Origin of the sequence: Flavobacterium salilacus subsp. salilacus, assembly GCF_004634195.1 — a bacterium.
GTDB classification, from domain to species: Bacteria; Bacteroidota; Bacteroidia; order Flavobacteriales; family Flavobacteriaceae; genus Flavobacterium; species Flavobacterium salilacus.
The window spans coordinates 196,937-215,390 of sequence record NZ_SKBP01000001.1; the positions used below are offsets into that span (position 1 = coordinate 196,937).

At 38.8% G+C, this 18,454-nt stretch carries 15 protein-coding genes; 6 read left to right on the forward strand and 9 right to left on the reverse strand.

What is annotated here, in order from left to right; translation table 11 throughout:
- Position 1 precedes the first annotated feature (1 nt).
- The 6 genes from E0W68_RS01040 to hpt form a co-directional block, all read right to left on the reverse strand.
- Positions 2 to 1,360: a UDP-N-acetylmuramate--L-alanine ligase gene (locus E0W68_RS01040; protein ID WP_135217550.1), complete on the reverse strand. Its 1,359-nt coding sequence runs from the start codon at positions 1,358 to 1,360 to the stop codon at positions 2 to 4.
- Positions 1,361 to 1,466: 106 nt separating this feature from the next.
- Complete coding sequence (locus tag E0W68_RS01045; RefSeq protein WP_135217551.1) at positions 1,467 to 3,611, reverse strand: S46 family peptidase; 2,145 nt, start codon at positions 3,609 to 3,611, stop codon at positions 1,467 to 1,469.
- 195 nt (positions 3,612 to 3,806) lie between these two features.
- Positions 3,807 to 4,817 (reverse strand): GTPase ObgE, encoded by a 1,011-nt coding sequence (gene obgE, locus E0W68_RS01050; RefSeq protein ID WP_135217552.1) that lies wholly within the window; start codon positions 4,815 to 4,817, stop codon positions 3,807 to 3,809.
- Positions 4,818 to 4,895: 78 nt separating this feature from the next.
- Entirely contained in the window at positions 4,896 to 6,119 is a 1,224-nt protein-coding gene (locus E0W68_RS01055; protein ID WP_235831819.1) for a hemolysin family protein, read from the reverse strand.
- Positions 6,120 to 6,181: 62 nt separating this feature from the next.
- A complete protein-coding gene (locus E0W68_RS13910) occupies positions 6,182 to 6,757 on the reverse strand; it encodes an adenylate kinase (RefSeq protein WP_192824549.1) in 576 nt (191 codons plus the stop codon).
- Between the two features lie 21 nt (positions 6,758 to 6,778).
- Positions 6,779 to 7,306 (reverse strand): hypoxanthine phosphoribosyltransferase, encoded by a 528-nt coding sequence (gene hpt / locus E0W68_RS13915; RefSeq protein WP_192824548.1) that lies wholly within the window; start codon positions 7,304 to 7,306, stop codon positions 6,779 to 6,781.
- 134 nt (positions 7,307 to 7,440) lie between these two features.
- On the opposite strand from hpt, the gene E0W68_RS01065 reads away from it, so the two are divergent.
- Entirely contained in the window at positions 7,441 to 8,004 is a 564-nt protein-coding gene (locus tag E0W68_RS01065) for a hypothetical protein (RefSeq protein WP_135217554.1), read from the forward strand.
- Here E0W68_RS01065 and E0W68_RS01070 read toward each other — a convergent pair.
- The gene (locus tag E0W68_RS01070; RefSeq protein WP_225990313.1) at positions 8,001 to 9,338 is read right to left on the reverse strand and encodes an MFS transporter; all 1,338 of its coding nucleotides are present in this window, start codon (positions 9,336 to 9,338) and stop codon (positions 8,001 to 8,003) included. The two genes, E0W68_RS01065 and E0W68_RS01070, sit on opposite strands and share 4 nt — an antisense overlap.
- A gap of 135 nt (positions 9,339 to 9,473) precedes the next feature.
- Here E0W68_RS01070 and E0W68_RS01075 point away from each other — a divergent pair, with 135 nt between their 5' ends.
- The 5 genes from E0W68_RS01075 (at position 9,474) to E0W68_RS01095 (ending at position 13,823) form a co-directional block, all read left to right on the forward strand.
- Positions 9,474 to 10,649 carry a 5-(carboxyamino)imidazole ribonucleotide synthase gene (locus E0W68_RS01075; protein ID WP_135217555.1) on the forward strand — a complete coding sequence of 392 codons (1,176 nt, stop codon included), beginning with the start codon at positions 9,474 to 9,476 and terminating at the stop codon, positions 10,647 to 10,649.
- 78 nt (positions 10,650 to 10,727) lie between these two features.
- Positions 10,728 to 11,216, forward strand: coding sequence for a 5-(carboxyamino)imidazole ribonucleotide mutase (gene purE, locus E0W68_RS01080; RefSeq protein WP_135217556.1), 489 nt, complete (start codon positions 10,728 to 10,730; stop codon positions 11,214 to 11,216).
- Between the two features lie 30 nt (positions 11,217 to 11,246).
- Positions 11,247 to 11,465 carry a hypothetical protein gene (locus E0W68_RS01085; protein WP_135217557.1) on the forward strand — a complete coding sequence of 73 codons (219 nt, stop codon included), beginning with the start codon at positions 11,247 to 11,249 and terminating at the stop codon, positions 11,463 to 11,465.
- 3 nt (positions 11,466 to 11,468) lie between these two features.
- On the forward strand, positions 11,469 to 11,786 hold the full coding sequence (locus tag E0W68_RS01090; RefSeq protein ID WP_135217558.1) for a type II toxin-antitoxin system RelE/ParE family toxin: 318 nt from the start codon (positions 11,469 to 11,471) through the stop codon (positions 11,784 to 11,786).
- Positions 11,787 to 11,795: 9 nt separating this feature from the next.
- Positions 11,796 to 13,823, forward strand: coding sequence for a M3 family metallopeptidase (locus tag E0W68_RS01095; RefSeq protein WP_135217559.1), 2,028 nt, complete (start codon positions 11,796 to 11,798; stop codon positions 13,821 to 13,823).
- Between the two features lie 54 nt (positions 13,824 to 13,877).
- Here E0W68_RS01095 and E0W68_RS01100 read toward each other — a convergent pair whose 3' ends face one another.
- Positions 13,878 to 15,641, reverse strand: coding sequence for an aromatic amino acid hydroxylase (locus E0W68_RS01100; RefSeq protein ID WP_135217560.1), 1,764 nt, complete (start codon positions 15,639 to 15,641; stop codon positions 13,878 to 13,880).
- A gap of 267 nt (positions 15,642 to 15,908) precedes the next feature.
- Complete coding sequence (locus tag E0W68_RS01105) at positions 15,909 to 18,314, reverse strand: DUF7619 domain-containing protein (protein ID WP_135217561.1); 2,406 nt, start codon at positions 18,312 to 18,314, stop codon at positions 15,909 to 15,911.
- Positions 18,315 to 18,454 lie beyond the last annotated feature (140 nt).

An 18,454-nucleotide genomic window follows, 5' to 3' on the forward strand; every position in this document is an offset into this window, starting at 1 on the left:
CCTATAAGAGCGTCTTAACTTCATCAAAATTAAGTCCGCCATAATTACCGGAACTCATTAATAGTAAAGCCATTCCTCCATCACTTTTATTCAAATTGAAAAGGTAGTCTTTAAACTCCGTAGGATTAGTATAAATAATCAAATCTTCACGGTTGAATGCTTTGGCAATCTGCTCATAAGTAACCTCTTCAAGCTGTTTTATTTTTACCGCGTCCGGGGAATAAAACACCACGGCTACATCGGCATTATCCAAAGCCCCTTCATATTCCTTTAAAAATTCAGCATTAAGGCTGCTGTAAGTATGCAGTTCAAGGCAGGCAATCAATGTACGGTCAGGATACTGTTCTTTTACCGCCTTAGTAGTTGCAGCTACTTTACTGGGCGAATGGGCAAAGTCTTTATAGGCTACATTCTTACCACTCTCCGCTATTTTTTCAAGGCGTTTGCTGGCTCCTTTAAAGGTGGCAATGGCTTCATAAAAATCAGCTTCATCCACACCCATATTCTGGCATATCCATTTCGCTCCCGCAAGATTGTTTAGGTTATGTGCGCCAAATACCTCTATCGGCATTGGTCCTTCGGGCGTTTCAAGATAGGTAACACCATTTTGCACGGTATATTCAGGAGTATGGTATGGTAATTTACGTATGGGGTTGGTAGCAGCTTCTGCTACGCGCTTTACTTCAGGGTCATTTTCGTTATACACCAAAATACCGCCATTGGTTATCTGCTGAATGAATACTTCAAACTGCTCTACATAATTCTCATACGTAGGAAACACGTTAATATGATCCCAGGCTATGCCACTTATCAAGGCAATATTGGGCTGGTATAAGTGAAATTTCGGTCGTCTGTCCATAGGAGATGAGAGGTATTCATCGCCTTCCAGCACTATAAAGTCATTATCTGCCGTGAGGCGCACCATAGTATCAAAACCTGCAAGCTGAGCCCCCACCATATAATCTACATCAATATTGTGATAGTGCATTACGTGCAGTATCATACTGGTAATGGTGGTTTTGCCATGCGAACCGCCTATTACTACTCGTGTTTTATCTTTAGATTGCTCATAAAGAAACTCTGGGTACGAATATATTTTCAAACCAAGTTCTTGTGCTTTCAGCAATTCCGGATTATCAGCTTTGGCATGCATACCTAATATTACCGCATCAATGTCGGTAGTTATTTTCTCAGGAAACCAACCCATTTCGGCAGGTAATAATCCTTTATTTTCCAGCCTTGTACGTGACGGCTCGAATATAGCATCATCACTACCGGTTACTTTATATCCTTTTTCATGAAGCGCCAATGCAAGGTTGTGCATAGCAGCACCGCCTATGGCAATAAAATGTGTACGCATGTTTGTAATAATTTCCTCAAAAGTAACAAAACTACCTATGATTATGAAAATAAAAAAACGTCCCGCAAATGCGGGACGTTCTTAATTTGAACCAATAATTATATAATTAACGAACAAGCGTCATTTCATCAACAATGTGTTTAGCGCCTGCATATTTGTCGATAATCCAAAGTACATAACGGATATCAACATTTATAGTGCGCTGTAAATCTTTATCAAAAATAACATCGCCTGCCATAGCTTCGATATTACCATCAAAAGCAAGACCTATAAGCTCTCCTTTACCGTTAAGTACCGGAGAACCTGAGTTACCTCCTGTAATATCATTATCTGTAAGGAAGTTTATCGGCATATAGCCTGCCTTGTCAGCATACTGACCGAAATCTTTCTTTTCGTAAAGCTCCATCAGCCTTTTAGGAAGATCAAATTCCTCATCGTTTGGCTTGTATTTTGCTACTTCCCCTTTCATAGTGGTATAGTAGTTTACTTTAGCATCGTTTCTTTTATCAGCAGGAAGTGAGCGTACTTTACCATAGGTTAAACGCAGGGTACTGTTAGCATCGGGGTAGTATTTCTCATTTGGGTTAGCTTCGCGCATACCTTGCACTAATAAACGGAATGCTCGGGCATAATCGGCATCAAGTTGTGCCTGCTCATCCGTTTTAGCTCTGTATTGTGCAATGATAGCATTAGACAGTTTGTATAACGAATCATTATTTAATGCATCAATATCAGGGTTTTGTAACCATGCTAATACTTTCTCTTTTGTTGTAAACATACTCGCATTAAATGCATTGTTTACAAAAGCTGTATAGTCATAATTGTTACTCTTTCCTACCTCATCAATGTATGATGCAATTGGGTAGCCTTTAGATTTTGTAGCATACAGGTTAAGTTGTGCAGCAAGCACATCCTTCTCTAATGGCAGGTATAGTGTTTTATATGACTCATTAACAGCCTCTTCAAGCTCCGGCAACATAGCTGCACGACCATTCTCGTTAGAATTTGCATACGCCTGGAGTCCTCTGCCTAAGCTGTATGGCAATACGGCAAAAGTACTGGTACGCAATAAACCTGTAAGGTAGTTATCATGGCGTGCTTTCTCGTTAGTTTTAGCATAGTAGTTGTTTATCGTAGCGATAACCTCACCATACTTGGCTTTATTCTCTTTTTTATTTGCCCACTTGTTAAATTTCTCTTCATCTTTTGCTTTGGCAGCAGCCGTTTTGTGCTTAGTAAGCGCATCTATCATCCCTTGGCGGTTTTTCCAGTAATTGGCTACCTGTGCATATTGCGATGCATAGTTAAGGCGTACTTGGTCGCTTTTATCCATATGCACTTTCATCTTGTCCATACCTAACTTAGAAGCTTCTACCCATGCAGGATAAGCAAACTTAACGTTTTGCTCTATCCCTCCTGATGGCATCCAACGGTTGGTACGCCCGGGATAACCTAATATCATGGCAAAATCATTTTCCTGAACTCCTTGCATACTTACAGGAAGATAGTGCTTTGGCTTTAACGGAACATTGTTTGGTGAATATTCGGCAGGGTTACCGTCTTTATCGGCATAAACACGAAACATAGAGAAATCTCCTGTGTGGCGTGGCCATTCCCAGTTATCAGTATCTCCACCAAATTTACCTATGCTTTCCGGCGGTGTACCTACCAAACGTACATCGGTATAATCCTGATATACAAAGTAGTAAAATTCGTTACCTTGGAAGAATGAACGTACAGATACGGTATATTTACCCCCCTCATTATTTTCCTGTTCTATTTTTGCAATTTCCTGATTAATGGCTTTTTCTCTTTCAGCCTCTGTCATCTGGTCGTTTACTTTGCCTAATATTCTTTTAGATACGTCGTCCATTCTTACAAAGAAACGTACATATAAATCTTTAGGTTTAAGCTCGCCTTGGCGGGTTGATGCCCAAAAGCCGTTTTTAAGATAGTTAGCTTCGGGAGTAGAAAGTTCTGCAATAGCATCATATCCACAGTGGTGGTTGGTTAATACCAGCCCTTCTTTCGAGATAATTTCGGCAGTACAACCTCCGTTAAACTGCACAATGGCATCTTTAAGGCTATGGTTGTTTATGCTGTAAATTTCATCAGGTGTAAGCTGAAGTCCCATTTTTTGCATATCCCTGTAGTTAAGGCGTTCAATATGCATCAGGAACCACATTCCTTCGTCTGCCCTTGCCGGCAATACCATGATAAGCATGGTTACAAACAAAATTAGTTTTTTCATTAATTTGATAGAAATAAGGTTAATAGTTAAAATCAATAGGTAAACGATATACTTAGGAATTGTTACACCGTTACTGAAATTTTATTTTTTGTAATGCGAAGATAGCTTTTTTTGAGAATTTCGTAAAATAAAGGCAATTTAAAAATTATATAATTTTACATGAAACCTAACAAAAAAACGCCCGAAGGCGTTTTTCTATTCTGTATCAACATTTAGCATCTGCCATAGTTTGTCTTTCAGTTCCGTAAGTCCCTGCTGCGCTACCGATGATATAAACATATAGGGTATTCCTTTAAAGTCTTTATCCAGTTGTGTTTTCATTTCCTTTTTCAGTTCTTCATCCAGCATATCGCTTTTAGATACTACAACCAGCCTGTCTTTATCCAGCATTTCTGGGTTATATCTCCTTAATTCATCAAGTAAAATATCATATTCTTTCTTTATATCCTCCGCATCGGCAGGAACAAGAAACAGCAATGTAGAGTTTCGCTCTATATGTCTCAAAAAATAATGCCCCAGCCCCTTACCTTCGGCAGCACCCTCTATAATACCCGGTATATCGGCAATTACAAACGATTGAAAATCCCTGTAGGCGACAATTCCCAAATTAGGTTTTAATGTTGTAAAAGGATAGTCGGCTATTTTAGGTTTTGCAGAAGTAAGTACTGAAAGCAGTGTAGATTTTCCGGCATTGGGGAAACCTACCAAGCCCACATCGGCAAGTACTTTAAGTTCTAAAATTATATCAATCTGTTCGCCCTCCATACCCGGCTGCGCATAACGCGGTGTTTGGTTGGTCGAGCTACGAAAATGCCAGTTACCCAAACCGCCTTTACCGCCTTTGGCAAGTATTTTTTGCTCGCCGTCTTCGGTTATTTCAAAAAGTACTTCGTTGGTTTCTTTATCGCGTACTACGGTTCCTAAGGGTACTTCAATATATTTATCTTCACCATCGGCGCCGGTACTGCGTGCGCTACCGCCATCGCCACCATGCCCTGCTTTAATGTGCCGTGCAAACTTGAGGTGAAACAATGTCCATAGCCCTTTGTTCCCTACCAAATATACGTGTCCGCCACGACCGCCGTCGCCACCGTCAGGACCGCCTTTTTCAATAAATTTTTCCCTGTGCAGGTGTGTAGATCCCTTCCCTCCTTTACCGGAGGCTACATATATCTTTACATAATCTACAAAATTTCCTTCTGTCATTGTTTTTGTTTCGGGTTTCGGATTTTATACCAAATCCTGATTATTAACTATTGGCTAATGCCTGATATCTTTTGGCTGTTACTCTTTTAGAGCCTTTACTTTTACTTTATCAATTTTAACACCATCCATTTTAAGGACTTCCAGTTCATACAAGTTCCAAGCCAGTTTCTCTCCTTGTTTAGGTATGTATGATAATTCGGTCATAATAAGACCGCTCACAGTTGTTACTTCATAATCGCCTGTAAGCTCATCCAAATCAAAATAAGTAAGAAAGTCATGTAACGGGTAATGCCCATCCACTGTCCAGGTACCATCAGGGTTGGCTACTAATTGAAATTCATCATCATAAAAATCAGAAGCATCTCCTACCAGTGCTTCCAGTATATCATTCAGCGTTATAATGCCCTGAAATACGCCATATTCATCGGTTACAAAAGCATAATGCACTTTGGTTTTCTTAAATATTTCCAGTGCTTTGTATGCCGATGTGTGTTCTATTAAATATACGGGTTCTTTGGTTATATTCCTTAGGTTAAAGCCCGGCTTTTCATAATTGGCAAACATATCTTTTAATGACACCATACCCACCACGTCGTCAAGATTATCTTCGCATACGGGGTAAATGGAGTGCATTTCCTCAAGCATTATTTCCTTAATACGGGTTTTATCTGCCTGAAATGTAAGGTAAGCTACTGATTTTCGGTGTGTCATCAGCGAGTTTACTTTCCTGTCGCCAATATGAAACACACGCTCCATAATATCATGTTCTATCTCCTGTACCTCTCCTCCTTCTGTTCCTTCTTTTATTATAGCTTTTATTTCTTCTTCGGTTACTTTGCCATCTGCCGTAGGGCGAATGTTAAATATTTTCATCAAAGAGTCGGTAGAGATCATTAATAACCATATAAATGGTGCTGTAATAATAGACACATACTTCATGGGCAACGCCACAAATTTTGCTATGGCTTCCGGATAAATAAGTCCCAAACGTTTGGGCATCAGTTCACCCAACACTAGCGTAAAAAATGTAAGTACTACAAGTACAATGCCTACAGCTATATTTTCTGCATACGGCTCCAGTATCTCAAATTTACTTATAAAGGTCTCAACATCATCGGTAATTTTATCGCCACTATAAATACCGGTAAGAATCCCTATAAGTGTAATTCCTATTTGTACTGTAGATAGAAATTTATTGGGCGAGTTGGCTAGTTTTAATGCGGCTACTGCACTGGCATTTCCTTTTTTTGCAGCCGTTTCCAGACGGTTTTTTCTTGCAGAAATCAGTGCAATCTCCGACATGGAGAAAACACCATTAAGCAATATCAGTAATAATATTATGACTATTTCCAATCGTTGAAATTTTAGTTAAGTTTATCTATTACCAGGCTCAGCCTTTCGGTTACCTCAGTAATAGATCCTATACCGTTTACTGCATAAAATTTATGCTGGTTTTTATAGTAATCCATCAAAGGAGCTGTTTTCTCGTTATATTCTTCATAACGGTTTCTTATCAGGCTTTCATCCTGGTCATCAGGTCTTCCGCTGGTTTTACCGCGTTCCAAAAGGCGCTGTATCAATATTTCATCGTCAGCTTCAAGGGCTACGGTAGCCGTTACTCTCCAGTCTTTGGTTGCCAAAAAAGTATCTAGAGCTTCTGCTTGTGCAATCGTTCTGGGAAAACCGTCAAAAAGAAAACCTGCGGTGTCAGGGTGTTTTTCTACCTCATCCTGCAACATCTTTATGGTTATGGAATCAGGTACAAGGTCGCCCCTGTCTATAAACACTTTGGCTTCTCTGCCCAGTTGGGTGTCATTTTTAAGATTATACCGAAAAACATCTCCTGTAGAAATATGTGTAAGGTTGTATTTCGTTTTTAAAAACTCTGCCTGTGTTCCTTTTCCTGCTCCCGGTTTCCCGAATAATACGATATTAATCATTATTGTTGTTATTGTTGTTAGTTATTGCAATTGGTATATTTCAGGTAAGTTGCGCCCCAGTCCGTCATAGTCCAGCCCAAAGCCTACTATAAATTTATTAGGAATTTCAAACCCTATATAGTCGAGCTTTACATCTTTAGTATAAGCCTCAGGTTTAAAAAACAGGGTGGCTATTTTAAGCGATTTTACTTTTTGCGCTTCAAACATTTTTTTGAGTTCCACAACCGTATTGCCGGTATCTACTATATCTTCAATTATTATAACGGTTTTACCCTCCAAACTCTCACTAAGCCCTATCAGTTGCTTAACATCGTTAGTAGATGCCGTACCTTCATAGGAAGACAGTTTTACAAAACTTACCTCGCAGGGTTTTTTATAATGTTTCATAAAGTCGGAAACCACCATAAAAGCACCGTTAAGCACTCCTACAAAAACAGGAATTTCATTTCCCATATCGTTTTCTACCTGCTTTGCCATACGTGCAATGGCGGTATCAATTTTGGCTGCGTCTATAAAAGGCACAAAATATTTATCGTGAAGCTGTATCAATTTTTTTTATTATTGTAAATAATTTGCAAATATACTAATTACAAAGTAGCTCTATGTAAACTGTGGTTTATTTTATATATTTATTACCCTATGTTTATATTGATTCAGCAATTTTAGGTTATTCAAAACAACTAATGGATATTTTCTTTTACAATAAAGTAATAAACAGTACGGCACATCGCGCCATTCGCGATGAATTATCCGCTATGGTACTTAATGACAAAAACCTGTTTCCTGACTTATTACATATAGGCTTTGATATCCAAGATAAAAACCATCATAAAGCCTGCTGGATATTAGAACTGGTTTGCGAAGCAAATATCGAATGGCTAAAGGACTATTTGCATTTTTTTTGTGAAAGACTGCCAAACTTTACCAATGAGAGTGCGATACGACCTATTGCCAAAATATGCCTTTTTGCTGTGAAGCACAGTAGTAAAAATCCTGATTTTATCAGCGAAAAGCAATTACAACAAATAACAGAAGTTTGTTTTGACTGGTTGATTAACCCTGATGAAAAAGTAGCAGCAAAGGCATACGCCATGCGAACACTATATTTGTTGGGTGAGAATAACGACTGGATATACCCGGAATTACAAATAACACTGGAACAAGATTTTTCGCAACATACCGCAGCGTATAAAGCAGCAGCTAAAGATATTTTACAAAAAATAAGAAAGCAGCAAAAAAAGCATTAGTCGTCTGTTTCCTCCTCTTCAAAACCAAACCTTCGAAGCTGTGGCGCACTGAAAAAGGTTACTGCAACTACCCCAAGCGTAAGGCAACCACCCACTACAACCGCCCGAACCGTTCCCAGCCAGTGTGCCATAACGCCGCTCTCGAAATCGCCTAACTCGTTAGATGAACTTACAAACATAGTATTTACCGAGGCTACGCGCCCGCGCATATGGTCTGGAGTTACCAGTTGTAATATAGTACTGCGAATTACTACGCTCACCGCATCGAACATACCCGAAAACAAAAGCATGAAAAACGAAAGTATAAAATTGGTAGAAATACCGAATATAATAATCGAAAGTGCAAACCCTGTAACAGCCATAAACAGCTTCCGCCCGGGGTAGGTTCGCAACGGCAGGAATGCCAATATACTCATAGTGAGCAATGCCCCGATACCGGGTGCAGCACGAAGAATACCAAAACCCACCTCATCTACATGCAATATCTCTTTTTGATATACCGGCAGCAGTGCAACCGCACCCCCAAACAGTACCGAGAACATATCGAGCAACTGTGCGCCCAGCAATTCCGGTGTTTTCAATACGAAGCGTATGCCCATCGTCAGGCTTTTTAGTATCGGTTCTTTTTCTTTCTTCAATATTGGCTTTACACTTATAGAGAGTATCGGGATAAGCAATAATACCTCAACCACTACAACGGCAAGCATCCCGGCTATTACACCGTCAAGAGCAATAAGTATTCCTGCTGCAAGCGGTCCTATAACCGAGCCCATTTGCCATGCCATACTGCCCCAACTGGTGGCATTAGCATAGTTTTTTCGGGGCACGATAAGCCCGAATAATGAAAATACCGAAGGTCCCATAAACGAACGGATTACACCTCCGCAAAACACAAAAAAGTAAATTAAGTAAAGTGTCGTATTAAGTCCTAACGCATCAAAAACATAAGGTGTGGTAAGGGCAAAAAGGCTTAGCCCCAACAGTATGTATGCGGAAATGCAAACCAGTACCATTTTTCTTTTCTCTACAAGATCTACGTAATGCCCTGCAAAAAGTGAAAACCCGATAGCGGGTATTACCTCTGCCAAGCCCACAAAACCAAGTGATAACTTATCATTGGTGATATGGTAAACCCAATAAAAAACAATGGTTATTTGCATATTCAGGGCAAAAATGAGCCCAAATCGTATACTTAAAAACGAAAGAAATTCACGGATTTTAAGCACGGGATTCTTCTTTAAGAATGCCGATTCCTTTTTACCCGCATCGCCCTGTTCCATAGCTGCTGTAAATTTGGCGCAAATATACAACAGTATATGGCTCCCATAGCTCATTTTCAATCTAAATGAATAGAGAAATTAGTTAAAAATCATCTTACGGATTATACCCAAAACGTATAAATATCATCATTTAATAGTAAAATTTTACAGCATTAAGTATCTTTGACATTGCTAACAACAACACGATAAATGAACTATTTTTCTTCTGATTTTAAATTGGGAATTTTGGGTGGCGGACAACTTGGAAAAATGCTGCTTACCGAAACCCGAAAATTTGATATACAAACGTATGTACTCGACCCAAGTGATGAAGCCCCTTGTAAAATAGGCAGTAATAAATTCTTTCAGGGCAGCCTGATGGATTTTGATACCGTTTACAACTTCGGGAAACAGGTTGATGTACTCACGTTTGAAATTGAACACGTTAACGTAGCCGCACTCGAAAAGTTGGAAAGCGAGGGCATAAAAGTATATCCGTCGCCTGCTACATTAAAACAAATACAAAATAAAGGCGACCAAAAAGACTTTTACATTGCCAACAAAATACCAACGGCTGACTACAGGCGTTTTGAAAACTTAAGCGACCTGAAACTGGCTGTTGAAGAAGAACAGATACTAATGCCTTTTGTATGGAAAAGTACCGAAGGAGGGTATGACGGCAATGGGGTAAAAATAATTCGCTCTGCCGAAAGTTTTGAAGGTTTACCCGATGTGCAGTGCATAGCTGAAGTAATGGTTCCTTTTATACATGAACTCGCCGTAATTGTAGCACGCAACCCGTCAGGAGAAATAAAAACCTACCCTGTGGTAGAAATGGAATTTCACCCCGAAGCCAATCAGGTGGAATATGTTATCTGCCCGGCGCGCATACCGGATGCTGTTTCGGAAGATGCCAGGGATATCGCTTTAAAAGTTTCCGAAGCATTTAATCATGTTGGGTTACTGGCTGTAGAAATGTTCAGGACAGAGGACGACCAAATAGTAGTAAACGAGGTAGCACCAAGACCGCACAACAGCGGACACTACTCTATCGAGGCTAGTTATACTTCGCAGTTTGAACAACATTTGCGTGCCATACTCAACCTGCCATTAGGCAATACCGACAGTAAAGCAGCGGGTATTATGGTAAACCTTGTAGGTGCAGAAGGTTATAGTGGCAATGTAGTATATGAAAATATTGAAAATATATTAGGTAAAGTCGGGGTTACTCCGCACATATACGGCAAAAAACAAACACGTCCTTTCCGAAAAATGGGGCATGTAACCATAGTGAACGAGGATATTGACGAAGCAAGACGTATAGCCGAAGAAGTTAAAAACACGATAAGAGTGATAAGCCACCCAATCCCAAAAGCGGGTTTGTAATATAGGGACTAAATTAATAACTAAACCCTACCACCCCTTGTAGGCAGTTCCTCCTTCGGGGGATAGGGGGCAAAAATTATGAAAGTAGGAATTATAATGGGCAGTATATCGGATATGCCGGTAATGCAGGCTGCCATAGATATATTAAAAGAATTTGGAATAGCAACAGAGGTAGATATTGTATCGGCACACCGCACACCCGAAAAATTATACGAATACAGCAAAGAAGCGCATAACAGAGGAATTTCGGTAATTATTGCGGGAGCCGGCGGGGCTGCCCACCTGCCGGGCATGGTTGCCGCTATGTCGCCACTGCCTGTTATAGGCGTTCCTGTAAAATCCAGCAATTCTATTGACGGGTGGGACAGCGTGCTCTCTATACTCCAAATGCCGGGTGGTGTTCCTGTAGCTACCGTAGCACTTAACGGAGCTAAAAATGCGGGCATACTTGCCACGCAAATATTGGGCAGTCATGATAAATTGGTACAGGCAAAAATTATAGCTTATAAACAAGGGCTTAAAGATGCTGTAAACAAAGCATCGGACGATTTGAAAAACCAGCAATAGTTTTTTGTAACTTTGGTAAAAGCAATTATTATGGATATTCAAACCTCAAAAATAGAACTTGTAAAAATGATTTTGGAATTGGAGGATTCTAAACTCATTGAGAAAGTACGTAAACTCATCGTAAAAGAAAAAAGAGATTTTTACAATGATTTATCAGAAGACGAAAAACTGGAAATTAGATACGGTCTTGAACAATTAGAGCGTGGAGAAAAAACATCATGGGAAGAGATTTATAAAAAAATCTCGTAGCTTATGAAGGTAGCATTTTCAAACCTTGCTTATAGAAAATTGGAACAAGTTTCGGAATATTTAGAGGAAGAATGGTCTGAAAAAGTAAAGAAAAAGTTTATAGCCACTTTAAAAGAAAAAATTGAACAAATTTCAAGTTTTCCTGAAAGCTGTATAAAATCTGATTTTCATGATAACTTACGAATGTGTATAATTACGAAACAAACTTCTTTGCTATACAGAATAAATGATAACGAAATTGAAGTTATTACTTTATTTGATAATCGAACAAATTTTAAAAAAATAACTACAGAAATACGAAAACACTATGGTCGTATTTAGAATCACGCTATGAATATACTCACACAAAAATTCAACACAAAACACGATACCGCCCCTTTCAGTAAAATAAAAAATGAGGATTACCTGCCTGCCTTCAAGGAAGGGATAGCTTCGGCTAAGACAGAGATTGATGCTATTGTAAATAATGCTTCAGCACCGACCTTTGAAAACACAATAGTTGCCATGTCCTATAGTGGTGATATGCTGGACAGAATTTCCAGTATATTTTTCAACTTGCATTCGGCTGAAACCAATGATGAAATCCAGAAGATAGCACAGGAGGTTTCTCCTCTGCTTTCAGAGTTTGGTAACGATGTGAGGTTAAACAAGGAATTGTTTGAAAAAGTAAAAGCAGTGTATAACAAAAAAGATTCGCTTGACCTTACAACGGAACAGGAAACCTTACTGGATAAAACATATAAAAGTTTTTCACGAAACGGAGCTAACCTACCTGAGGATAAGAAAACCAAGCTAAGGGAGATTGACAAAGAGCTGTCTAAACTAAGCCTGCAATTCGGCGAAAATGTACTGGCAGAAACGCATGCTTTTCATTTACATATAACAAACGAGAAAGACCTTTCGGGCTTACCCGAAGGTGTTATTGAAGCCGCGCAGGAAGTTGCCAAAAGCATGGAAAAAGAGGGATGGGTATTTACTTTAGACTACCCAAGCTACATACCGTTTATGACGTATGCCGATAACCGTGAATTGCGTAAAAAACTGGCTTTGGCTTTTGGTGCAAAGGGTTTCCAAAAAAATGAATATGACAATCAGGAAATCGTATTGCAAATTGTAAAGCTACGCCATGAGCGTGCTCAACTGCTGGGTTATACATCGCATGCAGATTTTGTTTTGGAAGAACGCATGGCAGAAAGCCCTGAAAAGGTTAAGTCTTTCCTGAGTGACCTGTTGGAAAAAGCAAAGCCGGCAGCACAAAAAGAGTTTGAAGAGCTAACCGCTTTCGCAAAAGAGCTTGACGGCATTGACAGGCTTGAAAAATGGGATGGTGCTTATTATTCTGAAAAATTAAAGCAAAAACTTTTTAACCTTGATGACGAGAAACTAAAACCCTACTTTCAGTTAGAAAAAGTGCTTAACGGTGCTTTTACCATAGCAGGAAAACTATACGGACTTAAATTTGAGGAAGTACAGGATATAGATAAATATCATAAAGATGTAACTACCTATGAGGTAAAAGGCGAAAACAACGAACTTGTTGCTGTTTTTTATGCTGATTTCTTCCCCCGCAAGGGAAAACGTAACGGCGCATGGATGACATCGTACAAATCGCAGTACATAAAAAACGGCATTAACGAAAGACCTCATGTTTCAATAGTTTGCAACTTTACCAAGCCTACCGAAACCAAACCTTCGTTGCTTACTTTCAATGAAGTAACTACACTTTTCCACGAGTTTGGACACGCACTGCATGGTATGCTTGCCAATACAACTTACCCTAACCTATCAGGAACAAGCGTATATTGGGATTTTGTAGAATTACCAAGTCAGGTAATGGAAAACTGGTGCTACGAACCCGAAGCATTAGAATTATTTGCGCACCACTACAAAACGGACGAGATGATTCCGATGGAATACATCAAAAAGATTAAAGAAAGTGCAAGTTTTCAGGAAGGCATGGCTACACTGCGTCAGCTTAGTTTTAGTATGCTCGATATGGGCTGGCACAGCTTTGACCCTACCGGTATAGTTGATGTTAAAACTTTTGAACTGGAACAGTTTGCCGCTACGCAACTATATCCTGATGTAGCCGAAAATGCTATGAGTACTGCTTTTAGCCATATTTTTCAGGGCGGCTACTCATCGGGTTATTATAGCTATAAATGGGCGGAGGTGCTGGATGCCGATACGTTTGAGTTATTTCAGGAAAAAGGAATTTTTGATGCAGCCACAGCAGCTTCATTTAAAGAAAATATACTTTCTAAAGGGGGTACAGAGCACCCTATGACGTTGTATAAACGTTTTAGAGGTCAGGAACCAAAACCTGAAGCACTGCTAAAAAGAGCAGGGTTATTATAAAATATAACCGTTATATAAAATAAAAAAGGATGCTTAATAAGCATCCTTTTTTCGTTAATCCAGTGATCTTTCTTTCTCAAAAATAAGTTCGAGCCCTCCGTCAATTAAGTGTACAACTTCGGGACGATTGCTTTTCACCGTATCAAGATGAGCCATTACTTGTTGTAATAACTCATTTGTATTATTTTTCTTCAGCAATTCGGCTATTTCTACTGATAATAACCAATCGTTAGGGTGATTTTGCTTCAACGTTGCAAATACACTTTCTAATGCAGTATATTCTCCTTTTCCTTCTCTGATATTTCTTACTGTTTGATACAGACCTTCCAATTCTTGTCTTGCAGGCGATTTTTTAGCTTTTATTGTTTGGCTTGAGGGTACGTGGGTTATCAAATCAAAACTATTTACATCGGCAGGGCCGGAAAAAGCAGAAACTACTTTTTTACCCACTGCCATATCATAAACGCCCCATTCCGGCTGGAATAATACTGTATCATTATGGGTAACGGTACAATCTTTAAAGCTGATGAGTATTATTTTACCTTGCAGGTTACGTGTTCCGGTTATAATCTCTCCCGATACCTTTATGTTACCCTCAAATTCGAGGGTTACACGTTCGCCTTCATATATGGCGTATGCCTGCAAATCTCTCGGGCTCATATCCTCAATTGCAAGGTTAATGCCTTTCAGTTTCCCAATAGGGCTCCCAAAACCTTCGGCATGATAAAGTGTACCATGCCCTACCAATTCTTTTTCCCTGTATGATAATGCCGTAGCTCCTGTAGTTTGTATATATACCGATTTGCCATCGTCTTCAATAACATTGGCAAACACTCCGGATACCTGAAGCCCTGTACTAAGCTCTATAGTTCCTAAAGCGTTAGATTGTATTAGTTTATTAATACCGCTGAGCCCGCCTGTGCGTAATGCCATTTTATTGGCAAATTCTTCTAATACTGAATTAAGATGAGCAAAGTCTGGGGTTACATATAGCTGTGGCTGTGGCTTGGTTATATCAAAGCTTTGGTAGGCTGCATTGATATCATAGGGTAATTTTTTCACATTGTCTGTCATGCACCAGGTACTTTCGCCGATAGATGACAGTAGCCCTGCCCCGTATATTTTCGGGTTATCCACAGTACCTATGAGTCCGTACTCAACTGTCCACCAATGCAGGTTACGAATCAAAGCCATTTCAGACAATTCGCCCATGTTATTCTGCAATTCATCCACACGTTTTTCAGCTGCATCTATATCTTCCTGTGGCGTATCTTCTGCTTCTTTTAATATTGATAATAACCTTATGGCTTCATACATTTCATAATCTCTTGCCGATGATATGGCTTTACAGCCTATCTCACCAAAACGGCGCAGGTACTCGGCATATTCAGGATTGGCAATTATGGGTGCATGCCCTGCTCCTTCGTGAATGATATCCGGCGCAGGGGTATATTCTATATGCTCTAACTGGCGGATATCTGAAGCGATTACCAGCACATTATACGCCTGAAACTCCATAAAGGCATTAGGCGGTATAAAACCATCTACCGCTACAGCAGCCCATCCAATTTCTTTCAATATACGGTTCATACCATACATGCTGGGAATATTCTCTATCTCTATACCTGTTTTTCTTAACCCGTCAAGATAGGATTTATGAGCAACTTTACTAAGGTAGTCTACATTTTTACGCATTACATAGCGCCACACCGCCTGGTTTATAGGCGTGTAATCATCATAATCCTGCGGTTTTATAAACTGCCTTAAATGCTTGGGCAACTTGTCTAATAACGGATTGCTCTCTATGGTTGCACTCATAATATATTGCGTTGTTGTTATAGTGTAAAATTACGAATTTCTCACGATTTGCAAATAATTTATAACGATTATATCCATATTTTAATTAAGAAAAACTATAAATTAAAAAATAAGCAAAATTGATTAATTGCCAGTAAAAAAGCCACAGCATGTACTGTGGCTTTTACAGAAAGTAAAACAAAAAGTAATTAATGAATCTAAAAGGTGATAAAACTATAGTATAAACTCACATATTACCTTTCTTAGTATATCGTGTTTCTTAAATTTTTACTCTTTAACTATTTTCTCTACTTTAGTGCCGTTTTCAGTAATTACTTTAACAAAATACAATCCTGACGGTTTTTCTGTTAGGTTGATTGTGGCTTGGGTGTCGTTAATCGTATTTACCTGTAACAATCTGCCCTGTATATCATAAAGTTCTACTGATTTTACTATTGTATCGGCTATTACGGTTACATTGCCTGTCGTTGGGTTAGGATATAATTTTACCGTACTGTGTTTTGTGAAAACAGTATTACTTAACGTTGCAAATGTAGTGTTAGCTTCGTTGGTTTCTATCGGGAAGTTGTAATCGAAGAAGATGTTTGCCTGTTGTGTAACTGTATCTTCAGGCAGCAGTGTGCTTAATGTTTTTATTTTGTATAGCGCATTTCCTTTTCCGCCATTGGCAGCCAAGTTAATATCTCCAAAATAAAACTCTACTGTGTTTCCTGTAATTCGGGTTTCCACATTATGTGAAGCATCCATTAACTGCAGGGTGTTGATGTCAAACTGCTCTTGATTGATTTCATTCTTTACTACAATGAAAGTAGCAGGAGCTGTACCTGTATTTTCAAAATTGATGTTATAGTGCAGGTACTCGCCAATATGAATCATGTTTACGGCTTCGCCTTCCAAGCATGTAATATCATTAGGGTCGTAGGAGCCTACTACGTTTTGCGCCAGTGTAAAGTTGTTGTTCTCAGGAGTTTCATCTCCTGTTATTGGGGTAACATTGGCTGTAAATACTAATAAATCATCAATATTTACGGCAGGGTCTTCCATCGGGCTGTTTACGTTGAGCGTAAGGTTTATATTTCTTGTCTCAAAAGGTTGCAGGTTGTTGTAATTCCATGCGAAAACATTTCCTGAGGTCGTAACTCCCGAAGTAGACGAAACATAATCCAGTACTGCATCATTATAGGATAAAGAAACACTCCCTGACAGGGTTTGGTTTCCTTTGTTTCGATAGGTTATTTTATAAGAAGCATTAAATCCGGGTTGAGCCGGTACTGTAGGCACAATAACGACTTCTACATCCGGGTGCTCCCCATTAGGAGCTACACAAAAGTTTTGTGTTTCAGTACTGTTATTATCATCAGCAAATGTTACCGTGGCTGATGTGGGGGATATGGTAAACCAATCGCTGTTTTCTATATTTGGAGTTAAAGTAAATGTACCTGCCTCTGTATAGAAATTATAGTTACCATCATTATTACTAAAAGTCGAACCGCTTTCTGTTCCGTCATTAATATTTACTCTTACCATGTTGCCAAAGTTATCTCCTGTATCACAACCGTTATTATCTCCGTCAAAAGTAAAATTACCGGTTATGGTATTGTAATTACCTCCAGGAGTAAAGGAGCAATAGCTGCTAAAATGATAATTAGGGTTTTCCAGATAGTATATAGGAAAAGTCAGCTCTTCATCTTCATCAACACAAACGAATACCGATGCCTCAGTACTATTAATCAAAGAGATCCCTTGGGTACTGCCATTCTTGATGTTTAGATATATTTCATTAATGTTTTCAAGACTTACTCCTTCAAGGTTAGGACACTCACTAAAATCTAACTCTGTTACGCCATATACATCACCATAAAACGAGAATAATGCAGGTAGTTCTCCCATGGTTACAGATTCGAGAGGCGTACTGTCCGTTCCTCCGCATTCAATCAATTCAAGTGATACACATGGTGAAATATCCAGATTTTGAATTGGTGTTGAATTACAGTATAACTCTATTAATGAAACACAGTTCTCTAAATTTAACTGTGTTAATTGACTGTGATACACGTTTAGGTTCTCTAAGTTTACATATCCTGTTAAATCTAATGCAGTTATTGCTGTTTCTGATAAATTTATATTTTTTAAGTTTATATTATCATCCAAAATAACAGATGATATAGTACTATTTTTACAAGATAAATATTCTATATTAATCAATCCTGTTAAATCCAATACAGTTAAACTATTGTCACTACAATGTAACTCCTTAAGAGTTGACATTCCTGTTACATTTAACGTTGTCAAATCTTCACTATTATTATAATTGCCACAAGTCAAATTTTCTAAAAATTCTAATGAAGTAACATCAATAGTTTCAACTGGATTGTTTTTCAAACGTAATGTTCTTAGATTGACGAATGCATCTATACCTTCTATTGAAGACACTGTTCCTTGCATATTAATGTTTATATGCCATACCGCTTCTGCTTCACTAACTTGTATTTCACCATCGTTATTGGCATCTATCGCAAGTGTATAATTATTTTCATCTTTGGCTATATCAGTAAAACCCGGATCTCCAGATTGCACCAACAAATTCTTAAAATCAGCATCAGGAATATTTACAATTTGGGCACTCCCCATTACTGATAATAGCAATAAAAAGAAAAGTAACTGTTTTTTCATAACATCTTGTTTTTGGTAAAGTTGAATTTCGGCTAAAATAATACAATTTTTCTGATGTTATGTTGCCTCTTGTTTAATTTTCAATGCATTAAAAAGCCCCTGCCATTGGCAGGAGCTTTTACTATTATCATCCATACAAC